The organism is Acidithiobacillus sp. HP-2, assembly GCF_015100155.1.
GTDB lineage: Bacteria > Pseudomonadota > Gammaproteobacteria > Acidithiobacillales > Acidithiobacillaceae > Acidithiobacillus.
Genome location: NZ_JACKZA010000005.1, coordinates 78,385 through 103,417 on the forward strand (window position 1 = coordinate 78,385; position 25,033 = coordinate 103,417).

Here is a 25,033-nt window from a genome sequence, read left to right on the forward strand (position 1 = left end):
AGGATATCCGGTCTCCAGATGATAGAGTTCGCCAAAGAAACCATTCCCGTCAGTCTCGAAAAGGAAATGCGCCAGTCTTACCTCGACTACGCCATGAGCGTAATCGTCGGGCGGGCGCTTCCTGATGCCCGTGATGGCCTGAAACCGGTACATCGTCGGGTGCTTTTTGCCATGCACGAGATGAATAACGACTGGAACAAGCCCTACAAGAAATCTGCCCGCGTGGTGGGTGATGTCATTGGTAAATATCATCCGCATGGAGATACTGCCGTATATGACACCATGGTGCGGATGGCCCAGGATTTTTCCATGCGCTATCCCCTCATTGACGGGCAGGGTAACTTTGGTTCGGTGGATGGTGACAGTCCGGCGGCCATGCGTTATACCGAAGTACGCATGTCGCGTATTGCCCATGAAATGCTCGCCGATCTGGAAAAGGAAACGGTGGATTTTGGCCCCAACTACGACGAGAAAGAATGGGAACCGCTGGTCATGCCAGCACGGATTCCAAACCTGCTCATCAACGGTTCGGCCGGTATTGCGGTGGGCATGGCCACCAATATTCCTCCCCACAACCTGACCGAAATCATCAATGCCTGTCTGGCATTGGTGGATGATCCGCAGATAGGTGATGAAGATTTGTTCGATCTGGTGCCTGCACCAGATTTCCCGACTGCCGGCTACATTCTTGGACGGGCCGGGAGTATCGAAGCATACCGCAGTGGTCGGGGCCGCGTGGTCATGCGTGCTCGTACCGAATTTGAAACTGACAAAAAAACCAATCGGCAGAGCATTATTGTTGCGGAATTGCCCTATCAGGTGAATAAGGCCCGTCTGATTGAACGCATTGCCGAAATGGTCAAGGAAAAGCGTCTGGAAGGCATCAGTGACCTGCGCGATGAGTCCGATAAGTCGGGCATGCGCATTGCCATCGAGTTGAAGCGCGATGCCAACGCCGATGTGGTGCTCAATAATCTGTTTCAGCATACGGCCATGCAAAGTGTTTTCAATATCAACATGGTGGCTTTGCTCGACGGTGCGCCCCGGACTTTGGGTTTACGTGAACTGCTCGATGCCTTCATTCAGCATCGTCGGGAAGTAGTAACCCGCCGCACCATTTTTGAACTGAAAAAAGCGCGTGATCGTGCCCATATTCTGGAAGGTCTGGCGGTGGCTCTGGTCAACCTCGATCCGCTCATCAGTCTGATTCGTGCAGCGGCCAATCCAGCGGAAGCCAAGGCCAGAATGCTGGAGCGGGTCTGGGAACCGGGGATGGTGGCTTCCCTGCTTGCCGAGCGTGGTGAACCCTCTGACGGGATGCAGGCTGATGGTTATCACCTTTCCGAAACCCAGGCACAGGCAATTCTCGACTTGCGTCTGCATCGGCTGACCGGTCTGGAGCAGGATAAAATCCGTGATGAGTATCTGGGCTTGCTGGATCGCATCAAGGAATTACTGGAGATTCTCGGGTCTCATGTGCGCTTGATGGAAGTCATTCGCGAAGAGCTGGTCGCCATTCTTGATCAGTACGGTGATGTCCGACGTAGTGAAATTGTGGCCGATACCGGCGATATTTCCAATGAAGATCTTATTGCCGAAGAAGAAATGGTGGTGACCTTCACCCATGCCGGTTACATCAAAGCCCAACCGGTCACCGTATTTAATGCCCAGCGTCGCGGTGGTAAAGGGAAAATGGCGACGACCACCAAGGAAGAAGACTTCGTGGAGCGGATGTTCTGCGCTTCTACCCATGCCTACTGCCTGTTTTTCAGTAACCTCGGCAAGGTGTTCTGGCAAAAAATTTATCAGTTACCCCAGGCGGGTCGCGGCGCCAAGGGCAAGCCGATTGTGAATCTGCTGTCGCTGGCTCCCACCGAACATATTACTGCGGTGTTGGCGGTGCGCGATTTTACGGAAGGACAATTTGTGTGCATGGTGACTGCCCATGGGGTCGTCAAAAAAACCCCGGTCATGGATTATTCCCGACCGCGCAGTCAGGGTATTAATGCCATCAATCTTGATGATGGCGATCGTCTGGTAAGCGTCTGCCTCTCCGATGGGCAACGCGAAGTCATGCTCTTTACCCGTCACGGCATGGCGGTCCGTTTCCCGGAAGAAAAAGTCCGGGCCATGGGGCGTAATACCCGGGGTGTACGGGGCATCAGTCTGGCAGAAAACGATCGGGTAATTTCTGCGGAACTGGTCGATGCAAATCAGATTGTACTGACAGCAACAGCCAATGGTTATGGCAAGCTCACGACGGTCGAGGAATATCGGCGGACCAATCGCGGCGGTAAGGGCGTCATTGCCATCCAGACGAATGATCGCAACGGGAATGTGGTTGGCGCTCTGGCCGTGACGGAACGGGACGAGTTGATGTTGGTCTCCGACCACGGCACCCTGATTCGCATTGCGGTGGACAGCATCCGGCGCACCGGTCGAAATGCCCAGGGGGTGCGTCTGATTAATCTGGGCGAGGGCGAGCAGCTTGCCGGTTTGGCGCTTATTGCAGAAACAGATGAAGAGGAGGGGGAGCAGTCCGAACTGCCCCAGGAATAAATCATGAATCAGCCGGTATATAATTTTGGTGCGGGTCCTGCCATGTTGCCGCCTGCAGTGCTGGAGCAAGTGCAGGCGGAACTGCTGGATTGGCATGGTCGTGGTATTTCCGTCATGGAAATGAGCCATCGTGGTGCAGACTACATGCAGATTATTGCGGAAGCCGAGCAGGATCTCCGTGATCTCATGAACATCCCGGAAAATTACAAGGTCCTGTTTCTGCAAGGCGGCGCCACCCTCCAGTTTGCCATGGTTCCGCTCAATTTGTTACGTGGGCATCACAAGGCCAGCTATGTGCAGACCGGCATCTGGTCAGAAAAAGCCTTGAATGAGGCGCGGCGTTTTGCTGAGGTGGAAGTTTCTGCGAGTAATGCCGATCGTCAGGCCCGTCTGGTACCGCCCCAGTCCGAATGGCAGGTCAGCAAAGACACTGCTTATGTGCATATTGCCGGCAATGAAACCATTGGTGGTGTGGAATTCGATTTTGTGCCGGAGCTGGGAGAGATTCCGCTGGTCAGCGATGCTTCTTCCCATATTTTATCGCGCCCCGTGGATGTCAGCCGGTTCGGGCTGATTTATGCGGGTGCCCAGAAAAATATTGGTCCGGCTGGCTTGACCCTGGTCATTGTGCGTGAAGACTTGCTGGGACAGGCCCCGGCCAATACGCCCACCATGCTGGATTATGCCGTGCAGGCCAAAGAAGATTCCATGCACAATACCCCACCTACCTTTGCCATTTATGTGGCCGGTCTGGTGTTCAAGTGGTTAAAAAAGACCGGTGGCCTGCAGGCTATGGCCGAACGCAATGCGCGCAAGGCGGAATTGCTTTATCAGGCCATAGACGGATCAGCGGGTTTTTATGCCAATCCGATTGAACCGCGTAACCGGTCATGGATGAATGTGCCCTTTACCCTGAAAAATGCCAATCTGGACAAGGCATTCCTGCAGGAAGCCGAGCTTCAGCACCTGCTGCAGCTCAAAGGTCATCGTCTGCTGGGTGGGATGCGCGCTTCCATTTATAACGCCATGCCCGAGGCCGGTGTGCAGGCGTTAGTGGATTTCATGCGGGACTTTGCCCGCAAGCACAGCTAGGAGCGTTGCTTTTGAAAACATCCCCGCGCAGCCTGGTGGAATTGCGTGCCGCCATTGATCACGTCGATGGCAAAATTCTGGCGTTGCTGAGCGAGCGGGGCCAACTGGCCCACGCCGTGGGTGAACTCAAGCGCGCTGAGGGCGAAAGCCGTTTTTATCATCCTGATCGTGAGGCAGAAATCCTGCGACGGATTATGCAGGAAAATCCCGGACCTTTTACAGATGCCCAGGTGGCCAGCATTTATCGGGAGATTATTTCGGCAGGACTGGCTCAGGAAGAAACCCTGCAAGTCGCTTATCTGGGGCCGGCAGGGACATTCTCGCAGATGGCCGCACAAAAACATTTTGGCCGTTCGGCATCTTTTCAACCGACGGCCAGTATCCCTGAAATTTTTCGGATGGTGGATGGCGGGCAGGCACAGTTTGGCGTGGTTCCGGTGGAAAACAGCACCGAAGGTTCTGTCAACCTGACGCTGGATTTGTTACTGGATTATCCCCTGCAAATTTGCGGAGAGGTGCAGTTACGCATTGTGCATAATCTGGTGGCCAATATTCCTATGGAGCAAATCCGCAAGGTTTATGTGCATTACCAGACCCGCGCCCAGTGTCGACAATGGCTGGCTGCGCATCTGCCCCATGTCGAGTTGGTGGATGTCCCCAGTAATGGAGTAGCCGCAGAACGGGCAGTCCAGGATCCGCAAGGCGCTGCCATTTCAACCACCGTGGCTGCCGAAACTTATGCCCTGAATGTTCTGCAGGCTGGCATTGAAGATAACCCGGAAAACACCACCCGTTTTCTGGTCATCGGAAAAATTTTTACGCGTCCCACCGGTCAGGATAAAACCAGCCTGGTAGTGGCGGGTATTAATCGGCCGGGGAGTCTCCACGCGCTCTTGTCACCCCTGGCTGATGCGCATATCAGCCTGACCCGCATAGAATCCCGTCCCGCGCGTTCGGCGGTCTGGGAATATGTTTTTTACCTGGATTTGTTGGGGCATTGTCAGGATTCTGACTTGACCCCAGTACTGGATGCTCTGGCGGCACAGTCTTCTTTTTATCGTTGTCTGGGAAGTTATCCCAAGGCGGTTTTTTAATGACACTGAATTTTCTGGAGTACGCAGCTCCGGGGGTGGCGGATTTACGTCCTTATCAACCCGGCAAGCCCCTGGCTGAACTGGAACGTGAATTGGGTATTCGCGACGCCATCAAACTGGCTTCCAATGAAAATCCCCTGGGTCCCAGTCCTTTGGCGCTGGCGGCAATACGTGACGCATTGCCCGATCTGGCCCTGTATCCAGAAGGTGGCGCTCCGGAACTGCGGGCGCGTCTTGCGCAAATGCATGACCTGGACCCCCGGCAATTTATTTTTGGAAATGGTTCGGATCAGGTTATTGAAATGGCGGTCCGTGCCTTTGCCGGGCCAGGGACGGAAGTGATTGTGTCGCAATATGCTTTTGCCGCTTATGCTATCGCTGCACAGGCCAGTGGTGCGACGGTACGAACCGCGCCTGCCCGCAATTACGGACATGATCTGGATGCCATGACGGCCTTGCTCAGTGAGCGGACGCGACTGGTATTTATCGCCAATCCCAATAATCCAACCGGCACGCAATTGTCCGGCGCGGCCCTGGAAACCTTTATTGACAGTGTCCCGGCGCATGCCCTAGTGGTTCTCGACGAGGCCTATCTGGAACTGATGGACGACGAAAATTATCCGGATGGTCGCCAATGGCTGGAACGTTTCAGCAATTTGCTGGTAACCCGGACTTTTTCCAAGGCTTATGGCTTGGCCGGACTGCGCTGTGGTTATGGAATGGGGCATCCAGACCTGATTGCCGTGCTGGAACGCGTCCGTCAGCCCTTCAATATCAACAGCCTGGCGCAGGTGGCTGCGCATGCCGCCTTGCTTGATACCCGGCATCTGGAGGCAACGCGCGTCAACAATCGCCAGGAAAGACAGGTTCTGGCGGAGGGGTTGGATAAATTTGGATTGACAATTCTGCCCCCTGCAGGCAATTTTACCGCCTTCGCCGTACCGGGAGGAGGGCAGCGCGTGTATTCGGCGTTGTTACAGCGTGGTGTGATCGTGCGCCCCCTCAGCCCCTACGGCATGCCGGATCATCTGCGGGTGAGTGTGGGCCTGCCGGTGGAAAATCAACGTTTTTTGAAAATGCTGGGCGAGGTCCTGTAATCCCATGATCGTCATCGTCAAACCACAAGCAAGCGCAGAGCAGATGGAACAGCTGCTGGAGCGGATTCGCCAATTCGGCCTGCAGCCTATGGTCAGTACTGGCTCGGAACGGACCGTGGTAGGTCTGCTGGGCGACGAACGCTTGTTGCCGGAAGGCGCCCTGGAATCCTTACCCGCAGTGGAACAGGTTATGCCCATTCTCAAGCCCTATAAGTTGGTCAGTCGTGAATTCAAGTCCACCGATACCATCGTTGAGGTGCGGGGAATTCCCTTTGGTGGTAAACAAATCCAGATTATTGCCGGCCCCTGTTCCGTAGAAACGCCGGAGCAGATGCGCAGTGCTGCAGAGGCAGTGAAAGCCGCTGGATGCCGTCTGATGCGCGGTGGTGCTTTCAAGCCGCGCACCAGTCCTTATACCTTTCAGGGTGTTGGTGATGAGGGCCTGGACTATTTCCGGACGGCTGCTGATGCAGTGGGTCTGCCCATTGTTACCGAATTGATGGATGTCCGGAAAATCGACCTTTTCCTGGAAAAAGGGGTGGATATCATTCAGATTGGTACCCGCAACATGCAGAATTTTGATCTGCTCAAAGAAGTGGGACGTCTCGATGTGCCGGTCATTCTCAAACGGGGTCACAGCGCCACGGTCAAGGAATGGTTGATGGCAGCGGAATATATTGCCGCCCATGGTAATCACAAAATCATTTTTGCCGAGCGGGGCATCCGTACTTTCGAAACTTCCTACCGGAATGTGCTGGATGTCACGGCTATTCCGGTACTCAAGAAGGAAACCCACCTGCCAGTGATCGTCGATCCCAGCCACGCCGGTGGTAAGTCCTGGCTGGTTCCGGCACTTTCAAAAGCCGCCATTGCCGCTGGAGCTGATGGCTTGCTGGTGGAATCCCATCCCTGTCCGGAAGAAGCCTGGTGTGATGCCGATCAGGCGCTTAGTCCCCAGCAGTTGATGACCTTGATGGATGATTTGCATAAAGTCGCAGCGGCCATAGGGCGCGAACTGTAAGATGCCGGAGATTCCCTTTCAGCGGGTGGCCATAGTGGGCCTCGGGCTGATGGGGGGCAGTGTTGCCAAGACCTTGCGCGCTGTTGGGTATGAGGGTCCTATTCATGCCGTGTTGCCCAGTGCCGCTGCCGTAGCCGCTCTGCAGTCCAGTGCAGAACCTTGGCGAATTGAACTGGGTCATCAGTTGCCGGAGGTATTGGTGGATGCCGATCTGATCCTGCTGGCCACTCCGCCCAAAGTCTTACTGTCCCAGCTGCCAGAGGTTGCGCGCTGGGCAGGCCCTGCTGCGGTAATAACCGATCTGGCCAGTACCAAAAATACTATTGCCTGCCGGGCTACGGAAATTTTCGGGGCGCGCTTTGTACCGGGTCATCCGGTGGTCGGCAGTGAAATGACTGGCTTTCCGGCGGCGCGTGAGGACCTGTATCGTGCTGCACAAGTAGTTCTTACGCCGCTGGCAGACCGGACGGATGAGCTGGCGCTGGACAAAGTCCGGCAGTTCTGGATGGCCTTGGGTGCCGAGGTGCAGGAAATGTCGCCCCAGGCTCACGATGCAGCGCTGGCAGCTACCAGTCACCTGCCGCATTTGTTGGCATATATCTATTTGGCCGGACTGGCGCCGCAGTTTCCCGGTCTGGAAAATCTGGCGGGTGGCGGTTTGCGAGATTTTTCGCGCATTGTCGATTCAAACCCCGCACTTTGGGCCGAAATTCTGCAGGAAAACCAGCAGGCAGTACGTCAGCAACTGCAACAACTCCAACAGAACTTAAGTCTGGCTGAACAACTTCTGATGGACGAAGCAACGCCCGATCTGCAGTCCTGGCTGGCGCGTGGCAAAACGGTTCGCCAACAATTTCATTTTCCACCGGTGCTTTCTGAATGATTACCCGCTACCTCGTCAAACCTGGCAATGCGCTCAAAGGCCGCTTCCCTGTTCCGGGAGATAAGTCCATTTCCCATCGCTCCGTCATTCTCGGTGCCCTTGCCGAAAACGTGACCGAAGTAGAAGGGCTCCTGGAGGGCGAAGACGTACTGGCAACCATTGCGGCATTTCGGGCCATGGGGGTCCAGATGGAAGGACCGGTAAATGGCTACCTGCGCATTCATGGAGTGGGTCTGCATGGCCTGAAGGCGCCGCAAGCGCCCCTGGATTGTGGTAACTCCGGCACGGCCATGCGTCTCCTGACCGGAGTGTTGGCCGGGCAGACTTTTGCCAGCACCCTGGTGGGTGATTCGAGTTTGCAGAAGCGTCCCATGGGCCGGGTCTTGAAACCACTTACGGCCATGGGCGCCGATATTCAGTCACAAGACGGTAAAGCACCCCTGCTTATTCACGGCAAGCCCTTGCAGGGATTGCATTATGAGATGCCGGTTGCCAGTGCCCAGGTGAAATCCGCAGTGTTGTTGGCAGGATTGTATGCCCGGGGCGAAACCTGTGTCACCGAACCGGCACCTACCCGGGATCATAGTGAACGAATGTTGAAAGGTTTCGGTTATGCGTTATCCCGACAGGGAAATCATGCCTGCCTGGAAGGTGGTGGTCAGCTCACAGGGCAACGCATCCAGGTACCCGGCGATATTTCTTCGGCAGCTTTTTTTCTGTTGGGTGCCAGTATCACCCCGGGTTCGGACCTGCTGCTTGAAGGGGTAGGCATTAATCCCACCCGCACCGGAATCATTGAAATACTCACCCGGATGGGCGCGCGGATAGATTTGACGGCCCTGCGCGAAATTGGTGGTGAGCCGGTGGCGGATATCCGGGTACGTTATGCCCCACTGCAAGGCATTGAGGTTCCTCCCCATTTGGTGCCTTTGGCCATTGATGAATTTCCGGCCCTGTTTATTGCCGCCGCCTGTGCGAAAACGCCTACTACCATTTCGGGGGCTGAAGAATTGCGGGTGAAGGAAAGTGACCGTATTGCCGTGATGGCGGCCGGTTTGCGCGCTCTGGGTGTTGCAGTGGAAGAGCAGCCTGACGGGGCGGTGATTACGCCTTCCACCCTCTGTGGTGGGCAGGTCGATAGTCATGGCGATCATCGCATTGCCATGGCTTTTGCCATGGCCGGGCAGGTAGCCTCCGGAGATGTTGAAATATTGGATTGTGCCAACGTCGCCACCTCTTTTCCCGGTTTCCCGGTGCTGGCGCGTCAGGCAGGGTTGCGCCTGGAGGTCCTCAACGCATGAGCCGGATTCCTGTGGTGACGCTGGATGGTCCGGGTGGTGTCGGCAAGGGAACGCTGGGACGCATGCTGGCGCATGATCTCGGCTGGTACTTGCTGGATAGCGGGGCTATTTATCGTGCCCTGGCGCTGGCGGCAGATCGATCAGGAATCGCAAAAGATGATGAAGCCGACCTGGTTCGGCTGGCGCTGGAATTGCCCTTGCGCTTCCGGGGGGATGGCAACCAGACCCTGGTGCTGTTGCACGATGAACCGGTGGACGAGGCTATTCGTACTCCACGGATCAGCGCACTGACTTCGCAAATTGCCGTCATCCCGGCGCTGCGTACGGCTTTGTTGCAGCGGCAAAGAGACTTTGCCCAGGCTCCGGGTCTGGTGGCCGATGGTCGGGATATGGGTACGGTGGTTTTCCCGGAAGCGGTCTTGAAAGTTTTTTTGACCGCCAGTGCCGAAGAACGTGGTAAACGACGCCTCAATCAGTTGATGGAACAGGGGATTAGTGCTAATCTCGCGAGCGTTGTGGCGGAAATTGCAGAACGGGATGCCCGGGATCAACAACGCAGTGTCGCGCCGCTCCGGCCCGCTGCGGATGCCCGAATTTTGGATACCAGTGCGCAAACAGTCGTCGAAACCTATACGGTCTTGCAGGCGTGGGTAAAAACCGCGTTGCAGGAGAATTGAAACCGCCATTGATTTGGCATTGAGCTGTAATCAAAAGGGACACCCACGGTGCTCCCGGTACATGAGGCCTATTGAAATTTATGACCACCCCTAACGCTGAAATGCTTGTTGAACCCAGTTTTGCCGAGATGTTTGAAGAAAGCCAGAGTACCCAGGGTCTGAAGCCTGGTGAGTTGCTCACCGGCATTGTCACCCGCGTGGATAATGATTTTGTCATCGTCGATGTCGGCCTTAAATCCGAAGGACCCATTCCTGCCGAGCAGTTTCGCAATGCCGAAGGTGAAATCGAAGTCAAGGTCGGTGACTCGGTGGAAGTCTGTCTGGAACTGGTCGAAGATGGTATGGGTGAAACCCGTCTTTCGCGTGAAAAAGCCCGGCGTGCCAAGACCTGGGTCGATCTCGAAAAATCCTTCAATGACAATGAAGTGGTACATGGCTTCCTGACCGGTAAGGTCAAGGGCGGTTTCACCGTCAGCATTGATGGTGTCCGCGCCTTCCTGCCAGGTTCACTGGTGGATGTCCGTCCGGTGCGTGATGTGGCTTATCTCGAAGGCAAAGATCTCGAGATGAAAATCATCAAGTTGGATCGCAAGCGTAACAACGTGGTGGTGTCGCGCCGCGCCGTGGTTGAGCAGGAACAAAGCGCTGAACGTGGGGTGTTGCTGGAAAGCATCCAGGAAGGTGCCATCCTCGACGGTGTGGTGAAGAATCTCACCGATTACGGCGCATTTATTGATCTGGGTGGAATTGATGGTCTGCTGCATATCACGGATATGGGTTGGCGTCGCGTCAAGCATCCCAGCGAAGTGGTTACCGTTGGCGGCGAAGTGCGTGTCCTGGTCCTCAAGTTCGACCGCGAAAGAGGTCGTATTTCACTGGGCATGAAGCAGTTGGGTGAAGATCCGTGGCGTGATATTGCCCGTCGTTATCCTGAATCTACCCGCATTTTCGGTAAGGTCACCAATGTCACCGATTATGGTGCCTTCGTTGAAATCGAAGAAGGCGTGGAAGGTCTGGTGCACGTTTCCGAAATCGACTGGACCAACAAGAACATTAATCCGGCCAAGGCCCTGCATGTCAGTCAGGAAGTAGAGGTGATGATTCTTGATATTGACGAAGAGCGCCGCCGTATTTCTCTGGGTATCAAACAGTGTCTGCCTAATCCATGGGATGATTTTGCCCAGAACTTCCAGAAAGGCGATCGGGTCTCCGGCCAGATCAAGAGCATCACCGACTTTGGCGTATTTGTGGGTCTGGATGGTGGAATTGACGGCCTGATTCATCTCTCCGACCTTGCCTGGGATCGTACCGGTGAAGAAGCCGTGCGTGACTTCAAGAAAGGCGATACGCTGGAAGCAGTGGTGCTCAGCATTGACCCGGAACGTGAACGTATCAGCCTTGGCATCAAGCAGATGGAAACGGATCCTTTCATTCAGTTTGTCGTCGCCAATGAAAAGGGCGCGCTGGTAGAAGGTGAAGTCATTTCCGTAGACGGTCGTGGCGCAGAAATTCGCGTGGGTGAAGGGGTTGAAGGCCACCTGCCGCAGCGTGAGTTGAGCAAGGGCCAGACCCTGGCTGCGGGTGACAAGATTGAGGTGGCCATTGCCGCCGTAGATCGTAAAAACCGCACCTTGACCCTGAGTACCAAGGCGCGCGATGTGGCCGTAGCCCCAAGTGCTGAAGAACAGGCTGCTGCTACCCAGCAGTATGCCCGCAGCGCGGCAACAGGCACCACCAGTCTGGGTGACCTGATTAAAGAGCAGCTCAAGCGTAAGCAGGAAGAAGAGGGTTAATTGCAAGACGGCTCCCGTGATGCCCTTATTGAGTATCCGGGGAGCCCCTTTTTTTAGCGTCAGGCCGAAATTCTTGCCGTCTGACGTTTTTACAAGTTTTCCAATCAGTGCTTATTTGAAGAAGCTAAAAATCATGACTAAATCTGAATTGATCAAAAACATCAGCGCCCAATACCCGCAGCTCAGTGTGCGTGATATTGAAATGGCCACCCGCCATATGCTGGATTACCTCAGTGATGCACTTGCTGAAGGTGAGCGCATTGAAATTCGTGGCTTTGGCAGTTTTTCCATGCATGTGCGCCCGGCTAAACAGGGGCGTAACCCCAAGACCGGCGAATCGGTCATGGTGCCGGAAAAGCGGGTTCCGCACTTCAAACCGGGTAAGGAACTGCGCGAGCAGGTCGATTATCCAGAGAATACATCCGGCAAAGCCTGATTGACCATTCTGGGCGTGGATTCTGCGGTTGTCCTCGTCCTGGGGATAGTATCAGGCTTTGCTGCCCTGCTGGGCTTCTGGATGGGGCGTACCCAAAAAGCCCCCGCTGGCAAAGCCATCCCTCAGGTGTATATTCAGGGTCTGAATTACCTTCTGAGTGAACGTCAGGACGAAGCGGTAGAGGTTTTTCTCGAAGCCTTGCGCCAGCACCCGGAGAGTGTCGATATTCTCCTGGCCCTGGGCCGTCAGTTTCGCCGACGTGGCGAGTTGGAAAGGGCATTGCGGGTGCATCAGTACTTATTGGAACAGCCGGCCCTGGCTGAGGGGCTAAGGCAAAGTGTGCTGTTTGAAATTGCCCGCGATTATTTGAAAGCCGGAATTCTGGATCGGGCAGAAAGCATTCTCAAGGAATTGCTTGAAAGTCAGCCCGCGCATACCGAAGGGCTTGCCACGCTGGCAGAACTCTATGAACTGGGTAGTGAGTGGGCTTCCTCTATCGCCATTCGCAAGCGTTTGCTCCAATCAGGAATGTCCGAACAGCAAACGGTAATTGCCTTGTTGTACGGTGAGCTGGCTGAAGAATCGCTGCGCAGTGAGGATCACTCTCAGGCACAAAAGTATCTGAATGCTGCGCGCCGGGAGATTCCCGACAATCCGCGTGCCCTGATGATTGCCGGGCGTCTGGCCTTTGACAAAAAAGATTGGCAGGGTGCCCTCAAATACTGGGATAAATTGCTGACACTACCCACTGATTCGGCGATTTTACTGGTGCTGGAGCCCTTTCTGCAGGTTTTGCGGCACTTGGGGGGGCAGCAGCAGGATCATCTGCAGCGTTTGCAGGCTCACTGTCGTTCGCCGCTGGCCATAAAACGCCTGGCAGAAGCTTTGCAGAAAATAGAGGGACAGGCATCTGCCAGCAGTTTTTTGCGCAATATTCTGATCAAAAAACCTGATCTTAGGGTATTTCAGCTGTTGTTAAGCATGGACCCGAAAGCCCCGGAAGCGGAGCTGATCGAAAAAATGGCTCTGGCCGTGCGTCAGTGGCAATTGGAACCTGAACTGTTTCATTGTCAGTCTTGTGGTTATCAAAGTACGCAGTATTACTGGCGCTGCCCCAGTTGTCGCCAGTGGGGTGTCTTTTCAGGGGAGGAAAAGCTGTGAAATCACCACTTATTGTCGCACTGGATTACGCAGATATGGCAGCAGCACTGGCCATGGCTGAACTTTTGGATCCCCGACAATGCCGGGTCAAAGTGGGCAAGGAACTCTTTACGGCATCCGGACCCAAAGTGGTTGAACAACTTCAGAGCCGGGGTTTTGAGGTCTTTCTGGATCTCAAATTTCATGACATCCCGCAGACGGTCGCCAAAGCCTGTCAGGTTGCCGCCCGCTTGGGAGTGTGGATGCTCAATGTGCATGCAAGTGGGGGTAAGGCGATGCTGGAGGCCGCACGGGAGGCTGTTGATGGTGTGACGGTTTCCGGGCATCAGCCGCTGCTGATTGCGGTGACGGTATTAACCAGTCTGGATGCCGATGCCCTGACGCAGCTGGGTGTGCATGACCCCGTTGAGCTACAGGTAGAAAGGTTAGCCGCGCTCAGTGCAGAGGCTGGTCTGGATGGACTGGTCTGTTCTGCGCAGGAGACTTCCCGGCTCAAACAATTGCATCCGGAGTTTTGTCTGGTGACCCCGGGTATCCGGCCCGCCCAGCATGGCGCCGATGACCAGAAGCGGACCATGACGCCTGGAGCGGCTCTGGCGTCAGGTTCAGACTATCTGGTTGTCGGTCGTCCCATCACTGCGGCACCCAATCCGGCAGAAGCCTTGTCTGCCATGTTGGCTGCTTGTATAAGCTAAGATGTTTCCATTTTATGAAATCAGACTAATATGCCCTGAATGGGGATGGCTATTGATGGAGAAAAAGGCCCAGTGACAGCAGATGAAGTAGTGGATCTATACAAAAACGATGGTGCCTTGCTGCAAGGTCATTTTTTACTGTCTTCCGGATTGCATAGCGATACCTACTTGCAGTCAGCAAGGGTGTTGCAGCATCCAGAACATGCCGCTCGCCTCTGTGCCGCGATGGTTGCCGGTATTCCAGAAGCAGTCAGGAAGCAGATCCGTTGTGTCGTGGGACCAGCCATGGGTGCCGTATTGGTTTCCTATGAATGTGCCAGAGCGCTGGGGGTACGCAGTCTTTTTACCGAACGTGAAAATGGCCAGATGGTCCTGCGCCGGGGCTTTGCTTTATCTCCAGGTGAAGGGGTATTGGTCGTTGAAGATATTACCACGACAGGTGGATCGACCCGTGAATGCATTGCTGCGGTAGAAGCAGCAGGTGGCAAGGTACTGGTTAGTTCTGCAATTATTGATCGTAGCGCTGGCTTCCAGGATTTTGATGATATTCCGTTTTATCCACTCCTGCGTTTGCCGGTGCGGACCTGGTCCGCTGAAGATTGTCCGCTCTGCGCGGCGGGGGGTGTCCCGGTGAAACCGGGCAGTCGGGGGCTGCGCTGAACTTGAGGGGCGGCGGGCTTGTGTTTATGATGGGTGTTTAGGCTTAGACAAAATGAAAAACAAGGATCAGTTCATGCAAATTTCCACACCGGAGGCTGCGCCTCTGGAACGCCACATTCATGTGACCATTCCTGCCAGTGAGGTAGAAAGTGGTGTCACGCAACGTTTACGTAACAAGGCCCGCTCAGCGCGTTTTCCGGGATTCCGTCCGGGCAAGGCACCATTGGCTATTGTTGAACGCCATTATGGTTCAGATGCCCTCATGGAAACCTTTGACCAGCTGATTAATGAGCGCTATTCCCAGGCCGTACGTGAACAATCCCTGCGTCCCGTAGGGCGTCCCGAAGTGCAGGTTGAAAAAGGCGGGCGCGGAGAAGACTTTGTGTTCACGGCGGTTGTTGAGGTCTATCCTGAATTCGAACCCCAAATTCCCACTGCCACGGTGATTCGCAAAAGTGCCGTTGTTACGGAAAGTGATGTAGATGCCACTATTGACATTATGCGCCAGCAGCGCCGTTTTTATGTTAAAACCGAGCGTGCGGCACAAAATGAAGACCGGGTTACGGTAGATTTCCAGGGACTTATGGATGGCGAACCCATGCCCGGCGGCGATGTGGTGGATTATCAGGTAGTCCTGGGCGCTGGGCGGCTGCTCCCTGACATTGAACAGGGCCTCATCGGGCTTTCTGCCGGTGAAGAAAAAAACGTTTCTGTACAGTTTCCTGCGGATTATCATGTGGCCGAACTGGCGGGCAAAAATGCCGAATTTCATCTCCAGGTCAAGGAAGTGGCTGAAGCACAGTTGCCCGAATTAAACACTGAATTTGCTCTGGCGCTGGGTATCGAAGACGGCGATGTTGCTGTCTTGCGTCAGGAGGTCAAGGAGAATCTGGAACGCGAAGCCCAAAGGCTGAGTCATGCCCAGGTGAAATCGCAACTGCTGGATCTGGTGGTCGAAAGTAATCAGCCAGACCTGCCCAAACAAATGCTGGCCCATGAACTGGAACAATTGCAGAAAGACCCCAATGCCAGTACTGCTGGAGACCTGGAAAATATCTCCAGGCGTCGGGTAGTGCTGGGTCTGGTCCTCAGTGAAGTGGTGCGTCGGGAAAAGCTGCAGGCCAGTTCTGCCGAGGTGACGCAAGTCATTCGCGACATGGCCGAGCAATATGAGGATCCCGACCAGTTTGTGGCCTGGTATCGCAGCAAACCGGAGCAGCTGGAACAGGCCGAGGCCATGGTGCTGGAGGATAAAGTGGTGGCATGGCTTCTGGAGCGTGTTAAAGTGACCGAAGAGTCGGTGAACTTTAATCAGTTGATTGGCCGTTCTCCGGCAACTCCAGCGGAGTAAATCGGGCATTCAGACGAATGTGGCAGCGTCCCTTAATCGAGGAGCAGCAATGATGTGGAAACAAGCAGGAGATCCAGTTACGTCCGCCCCCCAGGGTTTGGGATATGTTCCGATTGTGGTGGAACAAACGGGTCGTGGTGAGCGGTCTTATGACATATATTCCCGCCTGCTGAAAGAACGGGTTATTTTCATGGTGGGTCAGGTAGAAGACATGATGGCGAACCTGGTGGTAGCCCAACTGCTTTTCCTGGAAGCGGAAAATCCTGACAAGGATATTGCTTTGTACATCAATAGCCCGGGTGGTTCGGTGACGGCGGGTATGGCTATTTATGATACCATGCAGTTCATCCGTCCCAAGGTGAGCACGGTCTGTATTGGCCAGGCCGCCAGTATGGGTGCCGTACTGCTGGCCGCTGGTGCGGAAGGCAAACGCTACGCATTACCTAACGCCAGAATCATGTTGCATCAGCCTTCCGGTGGTTTCCAGGGGCAGGCGCATGATATCGAAATTCACACCAAAGAAATTCTGCGCATTCGTGAACGACTCAACGATATTCTGGTCCACCATACTGGACAGAGTCGTGAACGCATTGAGCAGGATCTCGACCGGGATTTTTTCATGTCGGCCGAAGAGGCCCAAACCTATCATCTCGTGGATGCCGTGATTACCCATCGCGGTGATGACGAGACCGCCTGAAACAGGCAGGAGAACAGCTATGGCTGGAAAGCATGAGGGAAGTGGCGAAAAGACCTTGTATTGTTCTTTTTGCGGAAAAAGTCAGCACGAAGTCCGGAAGCTGATTGCGGGTCCATCGGTGTTCATCTGCGATGAATGCATTGAACTGTGCAATGATATCGTCAAGGACGAGATCCTGGATGATCTGCACGGTGATCAGCCGGATAAACTGCCGAAACCCATGGAAATACGCAAGACGCTGGATGATTATGTCATTGGTCAGGACAGTGCCAAAAAAGTGCTTTCCGTGGCGGTCTATAATCATTACAAACGTCTGGAGCATGGCGGTAAGGACAATGAAGTAGAGCTCGACAAAAGTAATATTTTGTTGATTGGTCCGACCGGTTCCGGCAAAACCCTGTTGGCACAGACCTTGGCGCGCCTTTTGAATGTGCCCTTTGCCATGGCCGATGCCACGACCCTCACCGAAGCCGGTTATGTCGGTGAGGATGTGGAAAACATTATTCAAAAACTGCTGCAGAAATGTGATTATGACGTGGAGAAAGCCCAGACGGGAATTGTCTATATTGACGAAATCGACAAGATCACCCGCAAATCTGAAAACCCTTCCATTACCCGCGACGTATCGGGAGAAGGCGTGCAGCAGGCCTTGCTGAAACTGATTGAAGGCACTGTTGCCTCGGTTCCTCCTCAGGGAGGCCGCAAACATCCGCAGCAGGAATTTTTGCAGGTGGATACCCGTCACATTCTGTTTATTTGCGGGGGTGCGTTTGCGGGCCTTGAAAAATCCGTTTCTTCCCGTCTCGAAAAAGGCGGTATGGGCTTTAACGCGCCTCTCAAAAAACGGGACAAAGATGCCACTGCCGCCATGCTCATGCAGAATCTGGAACCGGAAGATCTGGTGCGCTATGGGTTGATTCCCGAGTTTGTCGGACGTTTGCCCATTCTGGCACTTTTGGAAGAGTTGGACGAAGAAGCGCTGATGTCCATCCTCACTGAACCCAAAAATGCCCTGATCAAGCAATATCAGAAAATGTTTTCCCTGGAGGGTGTTACCCTGGAGTTCCGTCCAGAGGCGCTCAAGGGGATTGCCAAAAAGGCCCTTGCGCGTAAAACCGGTGCTCGTGGCTTGCGCTCCATCCTTGAGCAGATTTTGCTGGACACCATGTACGAGCTGCCTTCCATGACCGGCGTCAAAAAAGTGGTGGTGGATGCTGCTGTGGTGGAAAGTGGCGGCAAGCCGCTTCTGGTTTATGACGATGCCATCAAGGTGGATATGTCTCATCCTGCCTGAAACAAAGCAGGGGCGCGTTGAAAACTCGACCATGCGCCCCAATCTGCTTTCCTAATGATGGTTATCATCGAATTTCTGGAGTGAACCGTGGCGCAAATAGATAAAAGTCTCCTGGTAGAAGAAGAATCCCTGATGGTGCCCGTACTTCCGTTACGGGACGTGGTGGTTTTTCCATATATGGTGATCCCGCTTTTTGTAGGTCGTGCGAAGTCCATACGCGCACTGGAAGAAGCCATGTCAGGAGAAAAACAAATCCTGTTGGTTTCTCAGAAAAATGCGGCTGATGATGACCCCCAGCCGGAAAATATTTATCGCATCGGGACCTTGGCCACCATTTTGCAGTTGCTGAAACTGCCTGATGGAACGGTAAAAGTCCTGGTGGAAGGTACGGACCGGGCCAAGATCGTCTCTTTTTTGCCGGCCGACGAATCACTCCGCGCCCAGGTTCAGGTGGTGGTCAGTGGTGCCGCCAATGATCGTGAACTGGAAGCGCTGATGCGTTCTGTCAGTGCGCAGTTTGAGTCCTATGTAAAGCTCAACAAAAAAATACCGCCAGAAATTTTGTCTACTCTGGCCAGTATGGATGATCCGGCGCGACTGGCGGATACGGTGGCTGCCCACCTCAGTCTCAAGCTGGAAGAAAAACAGGATATTCTCGAAAAAGCAGATACGCGTGTGCGGCTGGAACATCTGCTGGGCATGATGGAATCCGAAATTGATCTGCTGCAGGTAGAGAAGCGGATTCGTGGACGCGTCAAGCGGCAAATGGAAAAAAGCCAGCGCGAGTATTATCTGAATGAGCAGATGAAGGCCATCCAGAAGGAGCTCGGCGATCTTTCCGAAGAGGGCGGCAGTGAACTGGATGAGCTCGCCCGTAAAATTGAAAAAGCCGGAATGCCCAAAGATGTGCGGGCCAAGGCAGATGCCGAATTAAAGAAGCTGCGGATGATGAGCCCCATGTCTGCAGAAGCGACGGTGGTGCGTAATTACATCGACTGGCTGGTTGGTGTTCCGTGGCGTAAGCGTAGCAAAATTACTAAAGACCTTAAGCGCGCCAAGGCCATCCTGGATGCCGACCACTATGGTCTGGAAGATGTCAAGGAGCGGATACTGGAGTATCTCGCTGTGCAGGAACGTGTGGGTAACAGTCGTGGCCCCATTTTATGTCTGGTTGGCCCGCCCGGTGTTGGTAAAACCAGTCTGGGCCGCTCCATTGCGGAAGCGACCAATCGCAAATTTGTGCGGATGTCTCTGGGAGGAGTGCGTGATGAGGCAGAAATTCGCGGACACCGGCGGACTTATATCGGCGCATTACCAGGAAAAATTGTCCAGAGTCTGGCTAAGGTGGCAACTCGCAACCCGCTGATGTTACTGGATGAAGTCGACAAAATGGCGATGGATTTTCGGGGCGATCCGGCCTCTGCGCTGCTCGAAGTGCTCGATCCGGAGCAGAATGCCACTTTTAATGATCATTATCTGGAAGTGGACTTCAACTTGTCTGAGGTGATGTTTGTCACCACCGCCAACACCCTGAATATTCCGGCGCCGCTGATGGATCGTATGGAGGTCATCCGGATTTCCGGCTATACCGAAGATGAAAAAATCCACATTGCCACTAAATATCTGCTTCCTAAGCAAATCGAGAAAGCGGGTCTGAAAGACGGGGAAATGCAGGTTTCGCAAACCGTAATTCGGGACATCATCCGTTACTATACGCGCGAAGCGGGGGTGCGGAATCTTGAGCGGGAGCTGGCGCGCATTTGTCGTAAAGTCGTCAAAGAGCTATTGCTGGATAAGAAGCGCACCAAAATTCAGGTATCCGATCGTAATCTGGACAAATATCTGGGTGTTCGGCGTTTTGATTATGGCAAAGCGGAAATAGAAAATCGTATTGGCGAAGTCACCGGTTTGGCCTGGACGGAAGTCGGGGGTGAATTGCTGAGCATTGAGGCCGTGGTTGTACCGGGTCGGGGTAAACTCCTGATTACGGGCAAACTCGGTGACGTTATGCAGGAATCCATTCAGGCAGCCATGAGTGTGGTGCGTGCCAGATCACGTGCGTTGGGGATTCCGGCTGACTTTTATCAGAATCGGGATGTCCATATTCACGTTCCAGAAGGTGCGACCCCCAAAGATGGCCCCAGCGCTGGCATCGGCATGGCCACGGCATTGGTTTCTGCGCTGACCGGTATTCCGGTCAAAGCTACGGTGGCTATGACGGGTGAAATTACCCTCCGTGGTGAGGTTCTGCCTATTGGAGGCTTGAAAGAGAAACTGTTGGCAGCACATCGCGGAGGCATCAGTACGGTGATGATTCCGGCAGAAAATGAAAAGGATTTGCAGGAAATCCCCAAAAATGTGCGTGATGCACTCACGATCAAGCCGGTACGCTGGATCGACGAAGTGTTAGCGATTGCTCTGGAAACGTCACCAACGCCATTGCCTGATGAAGGAGAGCCGCTACTGGGTGTCGTACCACCAGTTGGTGGAGATAACGCGGAAGATAAGGCGACAGCTCACTAGGCTGTAGTTATCAGCCTCTGGGAATATGATTATTTTCAGAGGCTATATTATGTTCTGCTATTAACTGGCGTTGTTGATAATTTGCTGCTGATTAATGCGTGACCGTCGCTAAATCACGACGAAAACTGTAAGATGGATAGGGTCTAACATGTGAAATCGTTTGTAGATTTTGTTGATGATCTTGACAAGTGTTTTTTTACCCTGCTATAACCTCTACTAGCTTTAGCTGGTTCGTAGTTTTACAGCAGTATCTGGGTCTATAACAGGAGAAAGAAATTATGAACAAATCCGAATTGATCGAAAAAATTGCAGAAGAAGCAGGTGTTACTCGTGCCGCCGCAGGACATACCTTGGATGCCGCCATCAAAGTGGTTACCGCTGCCTTGAAAGAGGGTGATCAGGTCACGCTGGTAGGTTTTGGTTCTTTTCTGGTTTCTGAACGCGAAGCGCGCAAGGGTCGGAATCCTGCAACAGGTGCAGAAATCATGATTTCTGCTAGTCGCACACCTAAATTTAAAGCTGGTAAAGCACTGCGTGATGCAGTAAACTAGCGCGTCTGGTTAGGGCGGTTAGCTCAGTTGGTAGAGCGTCGGCTTTACACGCCGAATGTCGGGGGTTCGAGCCCCTCACCGCCCACCACCAATTTATTGGGGTGGTAGTTCAGTTGGTTAGAATGCCGGCCTGTCACGCCGGAGGTCGCGGGTTCGAGCCCCGTCCGCCCCGCCAAATGAAGAAAGGCGCCCTCGCAAGCGGGCGCCTTTCTGTTATTTTAAGGTGGATATTTCCTGATTCGCTGCGGTTATATTCAGGTGTAATTCGTAGTCAGAGGGGCTTTCACCAACCTTTACAGTGGTCATGTAGACCAGAGTGACGTTTCGCGAGGATTGTAATTATGATGGATGTATTTCGTAATTTTGGACAATCATTTATTGCCAAAATAATTATGGTACTCATTGCTTTGTCTTTTGTCCTCTGGGGCGTTAGTGGCTATTTGATGACTGGTAGTTCCGGACCTGCCGCTGTGGCCTCTGTAAATGGCCAAAAAATAACTGAAGCAGTATTTCATAAGCGCCTCGAAGAAGCGCAAGAACGTTATAGTCATGTTTTTGGAGCGGCAACGGCTGCTAAAATGGTACAGCAGAGCAGCTTTGCGCATGATGTACTGAATGGATTGATTGATAATATATTATTGGGCACCGAAGCTGGACGTCTGGGCTTACAGGTGCCAGATACGGCCTTGGCCACAAAAGTTGAAGCTATTCCTGCCTTTCAGGAAAAAGGCGTTTTTTCCAAGGCAAAATACCAGAAATTATTGGCCGCCAACGGGATGACACCTGCACAATTTGAAGGTATGTTGCGGGAGAGTATGCGGCTGGAGCAACTTCAGGTTGTTCCTCAAATTATTGCCAATGCTTCTGATCAGGCAGCTACTGAAGTATGGGGTTGGTCGCAGGAATATCGGGATATAAGCACAGTGACCATCAGTGATGCGCATTTTGCTGAGCAAGCCAAGCCAGATGCGGCGGCAGTGCAGTCATTTTATCAGTCGCATTTATCCGAATTCCATTTGCCTGCTGAAGTTGAAGTGCACTACGTAGTTATGGGACCGCAGACTTTCCTTGGCGCGAACCAGACATCGGCAAAAGATGTTACTGCAGCCGCTGCTTCCGGAAGCAAAAATTCAGAACAGGCTGATCAGGCCGCTGAAAATGCTTTTCAGGCCCAGGTTGAAAACTTTAAGGATCGCCTTTTCAGTAGTCCCGATGGACTTCAGTCAGTGGCGAAAGCGTATCACTTAACCATTGAATCGAGTGGGCAGCTCACCGCCGGAAAACAATTATCCAGTGGTCCCTTTTCTGATCCTAAGGCGTTGGATCTGGCTTTTAGTAAAGCCGTATTGGCTGGTAAAAACAGCTCAGCCCTGACTCTGAAAAATGGAGATTTGATGGCCGTCCATCTGCTCCATTACACCCCGGGTAGAGCCCAGACTTTAGCGGCAGTCAAAAATCAGATTGTGGCTCAATTAACGGCAAAAAAAGCCACGCAACTGGCTAAAAGTCAAGCAGAAGCCTTGCTGGCTTCGGCCAGGAAAGCCGGTAAGGTGGAGGTGTTGAGTGCGGATGGCGCTTATCCTGTCCAAGTCCATTTGAATGTTGCCCGGAAAGATGCTCGGGGTTTGTCTCCAACTTTGCTGAGCGCAGCATTTGATGCTCCAGCTCCTGTCCAGCATATACCTTCCATGGGTATGGTTCGTGGGGAGGATGGATACACGATATTTGCGGTGACTCAGGTGATTGCACCTTCTTCAGTAGCTGTCAATCCCAAGGTGACGGCTGAAATTCGTGCCTCACTGGAAGAACAACGGGGCAGATTGTTGTCGGCAGCTTATTTGCGTGATCTGCGCGATCATGCCAAGGTAAAAATTGACGATTCGAAGCTCGCGGCTGCTACCAGCCAATAATTATCGGTAAAGTATCCACGTCAGAGGTCGCATACAGGTTATCTCCCCAAAACAGGCAGAGGATTCGTAAGCTTTTTGCTCCAACGCCCCTTGCCTGTTGTTATAAGGTTCATCCTGCAGTCAAGAGAGAACTCGCCCTTTGGGCTCAAACAGCTCTCCTGACGGGCGCAGGATTTCACAAAGAACAACAGCGGCGCGGGCCAAAGTCGCTGCAAAGCTTACGAAACCTTTGCCTGTTTTGCGCTCTACTGGTGCTTTTCTGAAGCGCTCGTTTCCACCAATTGCAGATGTACGCTAAGTGCTGTGGATTTGGTAGCGATTTCTCGATAAACCAAATGGATGGGTTTGATGTTCAGAGCTTCTTTCAGGTATTTACTTCCTGGCGGATCCCAGGGGCCGATTGCGCCGTGGCTGACAGTAACCGGTGTTCCATAATGGATGAGTCCGTACACTTTGCGTGCCGCGCTTTTGGGAAGCTCCACGCAGCCCGCACTTTGCGGAAATCCGTAATTGGTCCGGGGATAAAAATGTACGGCACGGCCTCTGTCGAAATAATTGACCCAACGGATATCCGGGTCATCATAATGTTGGTATTGCACCCAGTGGTGATGATAGCGCGAATAATGCACGGACTGGAGGGCATAACCTGCCGACTTCGCGGCTTCATATAAGCGTATTTGCGCGTGGGATACTGGTATGGGAAAGCGGCCAACCATGGCGGTATGGGTATCACGGGCATAAACCGGCCAGGTCCCATCCGGAGTGGCATGCATGACGCCGGTATTAGCTTTGCTCTGGAAAATCCAGCCATGTCCGCCCATAAACAAATGAATTTCTTCCGGGCGGGGAAATTTGGTCACCAGAATCCAGGTCCAGGGATCCGGATCAGTTTTTTTTGCGTGTAACAGGGCTTTTTCTATGTTCAGGGGTAATCCACGTATGCCCATTCCGCCAGGTACTATCGGCAGATTATGCACAGCTTCGAACTGGTACAAGGCACCCAGTACCAATGGATTCCAGGGATCTTGCCATGAATCAGATGCGGCAAGGGCCTGCAAGGCACGCGGGATTTTAAAACGCCACTGGTAAGTTTTATGGATATGACCATGCGCGCCCAGATAATCTTCCGGAATCAGCGGGAGATAATGGAGACGGATGAGAATATGCCGAACTTTTCGGGCTTGCAGGACCGTTGGGGATGCACTGGAAATTACTGCAGCAGTGGGGGGTGCTGATACCAGCATATCGGTTTTTCCCTAAGTGTTTGCGGTGGTTGTCAGTCAAATTCTAGATGACTGTTAGTCTTAAATCAGTACTTATAAGTTCCTTGTTTCATCTCCCAGGATTTACGCAGCTCCGGTAGTGGTCGAATAAGCAGTTTTTCCAGTTGTTGGATTTCTGGTTCGTAAAAAGTCTTTAAAAAATACAGAGCTTCCGCATCCATAGGCGGTTTGTGGCTTTTCATCAGGAAAATGTGGCGCCAGATGTAATCACCCCAACGCCGGGGGAAAAAGTTTTCGCCAATGCGGCGACTGATGGGATGGCTGGCGAGAGTGCGGGCCCAGTTGCCCCGTGGCAGGCGATAGGCATTATGAATAGATTGCAGATTGATGTGAGTGATAGCTTGCGGATCAATTTCCAGAAACTCGCAGATATTTTTGAGGACATCTGCGGGATTTTTCTTAAGGTCTTCCAGCAGGCAAATATGGACGTTTTTAGTACCAAAACGCTGCTGGTATCGGGAAATCTGTGCGGCGTATTGGCCGAGTTCCAGATATAGCTGAGACACTCCCCAACCCTTGTCAGGGCGCGTCCAGTCTTTTTTCAAAGCGTCTAGAAATGGCAAGTCAATAACGCCTTCATTATAGTCCATGAGGTATTGGGCATAAGCACGCTGCACCGGATCGCGTAAAATGACAATAATCCGGGCATCCGGCCTTACTTTATGAATACGTTCTGCAGCTTCAGGGCACCATAAATAAGAAGGGCTGGCATCTCCTATGCGTATATAATTTTCGGATCCCCGGTACAAATGTTGGTATTCACGTTCGCTGGACACCCGCTGGATTAAGTGATCCTGTTCGGGACGCGGATGGGCTTGGGTGAAATAGTGCGGTTCCTTCATGTTAGGCAGAAAAACCTGAGGATGCTGCTTCAGGTAGGCATAGAGGGAAGTCGTACCGCTTTTTACCGCACCAACAATATAAAAATTCGGCCAGATGAAGTCACGCATTACCA

21 protein-coding genes and 2 tRNA genes are annotated in these 25,033 nt (G+C 53.2%); 21 read left to right on the plus strand and 2 right to left on the minus strand.

Annotated features, from left to right (window positions below; genetic code table 11):
* The first annotated feature begins 18 nt into the window (after positions 1-18).
* The 21 genes from gyrA (at position 19) to H7F11_RS05300 (ending at position 22,795) form a co-directional block, all read left to right on the plus strand.
* Positions 19-2,559: a DNA gyrase subunit A gene (gene gyrA / locus H7F11_RS05200; protein ID WP_193650099.1), complete on the plus strand. Its 2,541-nt coding sequence runs from the start codon at positions 19-21 to the stop codon at positions 2,557-2,559.
* Between the two features lie 3 nt (positions 2,560-2,562).
* Positions 2,563-3,651: a 3-phosphoserine/phosphohydroxythreonine transaminase gene (gene serC / locus H7F11_RS05205; protein ID WP_193650100.1), complete on the plus strand. Its 1,089-nt coding sequence runs from the start codon at positions 2,563-2,565 to the stop codon at positions 3,649-3,651.
* Between the two features lie 11 nt (positions 3,652-3,662).
* Positions 3,663-4,745, plus strand: a complete 1,083-nt coding sequence (gene pheA / locus H7F11_RS05210; RefSeq protein ID WP_193650101.1) for a prephenate dehydratase — start codon at positions 3,663-3,665, stop codon at positions 4,743-4,745.
* A complete protein-coding gene (hisC, locus tag H7F11_RS05215) occupies positions 4,745-5,842 on the plus strand; it encodes a histidinol-phosphate transaminase (protein ID WP_193650102.1) in 1,098 nt (365 codons plus the stop codon). The genes pheA and hisC overlap by 1 nt, the downstream gene beginning before the upstream one ends.
* A 4-nt stretch (positions 5,843-5,846) precedes the next feature.
* Positions 5,847-6,863, plus strand: coding sequence for a 3-deoxy-7-phosphoheptulonate synthase (aroF, locus tag H7F11_RS05220; protein ID WP_193650103.1), 1,017 nt, complete (start codon positions 5,847-5,849; stop codon positions 6,861-6,863).
* 1 nt (position 6,864) lies between these two features.
* A complete protein-coding gene (locus tag H7F11_RS05225) occupies positions 6,865-7,746 on the plus strand; it encodes a prephenate dehydrogenase (RefSeq protein WP_193650104.1) in 882 nt (293 codons plus the stop codon).
* Complete coding sequence (gene aroA, locus H7F11_RS05230; protein WP_193650186.1) at positions 7,746-9,047, plus strand: 3-phosphoshikimate 1-carboxyvinyltransferase; 1,302 nt, start codon at positions 7,746-7,748, stop codon at positions 9,045-9,047. The genes H7F11_RS05225 and aroA overlap by 1 nt, the downstream gene beginning before the upstream one ends.
* Entirely contained in the window at positions 9,044-9,724 is a 681-nt protein-coding gene (gene cmk, locus H7F11_RS05235) for a (d)CMP kinase (RefSeq protein ID WP_193650105.1), read from the plus strand. The genes aroA and cmk overlap by 4 nt, the downstream gene beginning before the upstream one ends.
* Before the next feature lie 80 nt (positions 9,725-9,804).
* Positions 9,805-11,517 (plus strand): 30S ribosomal protein S1, encoded by a 1,713-nt coding sequence (gene rpsA, locus H7F11_RS05240; RefSeq protein WP_193650106.1) that lies wholly within the window; start codon positions 9,805-9,807, stop codon positions 11,515-11,517.
* Between the two features lie 133 nt (positions 11,518-11,650).
* A complete protein-coding gene (locus H7F11_RS05245; protein WP_010638105.1) occupies positions 11,651-11,953 on the plus strand; it encodes an integration host factor subunit beta in 303 nt (100 codons plus the stop codon).
* Positions 11,954-13,114 carry a tetratricopeptide repeat protein gene (locus tag H7F11_RS05250; protein ID WP_193650107.1) on the plus strand — a complete coding sequence of 387 codons (1,161 nt, stop codon included), beginning with the start codon at positions 11,954-11,956 and terminating at the stop codon, positions 13,112-13,114.
* The gene (gene pyrF, locus H7F11_RS05255; RefSeq protein ID WP_193650108.1) at positions 13,111-13,809 is read left to right on the plus strand and encodes an orotidine-5'-phosphate decarboxylase; all 699 of its coding nucleotides are present in this window, start codon (positions 13,111-13,113) and stop codon (positions 13,807-13,809) included. Before H7F11_RS05250 ends, pyrF begins: the two co-directional genes overlap by 4 nt.
* Positions 13,810-13,881: 72 nt before the next feature.
* The gene (gene pyrE / locus H7F11_RS05260) at positions 13,882-14,469 is read left to right on the plus strand and encodes an orotate phosphoribosyltransferase (RefSeq protein WP_193650109.1); all 588 of its coding nucleotides are present in this window, start codon (positions 13,882-13,884) and stop codon (positions 14,467-14,469) included.
* Positions 14,470-14,542: 73 nt separating this feature from the next.
* Entirely contained in the window at positions 14,543-15,820 is a 1,278-nt protein-coding gene (gene tig / locus H7F11_RS05265) for a trigger factor (protein WP_227485279.1), read from the plus strand.
* A gap of 52 nt (positions 15,821-15,872) precedes the next feature.
* Entirely contained in the window at positions 15,873-16,517 is a 645-nt protein-coding gene (clpP, locus tag H7F11_RS05270) for an ATP-dependent Clp endopeptidase proteolytic subunit ClpP (RefSeq protein WP_193650187.1), read from the plus strand.
* A gap of 19 nt (positions 16,518-16,536) precedes the next feature.
* Positions 16,537-17,811, plus strand: coding sequence for an ATP-dependent Clp protease ATP-binding subunit ClpX (gene clpX / locus H7F11_RS05275; protein WP_193650111.1), 1,275 nt, complete (start codon positions 16,537-16,539; stop codon positions 17,809-17,811).
* 132 nt (positions 17,812-17,943) lie between these two features.
* Positions 17,944-20,334 (plus strand): endopeptidase La, encoded by a 2,391-nt coding sequence (gene lon, locus H7F11_RS05280; RefSeq protein ID WP_193650188.1) that lies wholly within the window; start codon positions 17,944-17,946, stop codon positions 20,332-20,334.
* A 278-nt stretch (positions 20,335-20,612) separates the two neighbouring features.
* Positions 20,613-20,885: an HU family DNA-binding protein gene (locus H7F11_RS05285; RefSeq protein ID WP_193650112.1), complete on the plus strand. Its 273-nt coding sequence runs from the start codon at positions 20,613-20,615 to the stop codon at positions 20,883-20,885.
* 12 nt (positions 20,886-20,897) lie between these two features.
* Positions 20,898-20,973: transfer RNA gene (locus H7F11_RS05290), tRNA-Val, on the plus strand.
* Between the two features lie 10 nt (positions 20,974-20,983).
* Positions 20,984-21,060: transfer RNA gene (locus tag H7F11_RS05295), tRNA-Asp, on the plus strand.
* A gap of 166 nt (positions 21,061-21,226) precedes the next feature.
* Positions 21,227-22,795, plus strand: a complete 1,569-nt coding sequence (locus H7F11_RS05300) for a peptidylprolyl isomerase (protein ID WP_193650113.1) — start codon at positions 21,227-21,229, stop codon at positions 22,793-22,795.
* Between the two features lie 245 nt (positions 22,796-23,040).
* Here H7F11_RS05300 and H7F11_RS05305 read toward each other — a convergent pair whose 3' ends face one another.
* Entirely contained in the window at positions 23,041-24,039 is a 999-nt protein-coding gene (locus tag H7F11_RS05305; RefSeq protein WP_193650114.1) for a L,D-transpeptidase family protein, read from the minus strand.
* 65 nt (positions 24,040-24,104) lie between these two features.
* Positions 24,105-25,028, minus strand: a complete 924-nt coding sequence (locus tag H7F11_RS05310; RefSeq protein WP_193650115.1) for a sulfotransferase family protein — start codon at positions 25,026-25,028, stop codon at positions 24,105-24,107.
* Positions 25,029-25,033 lie beyond the last annotated feature (5 nt).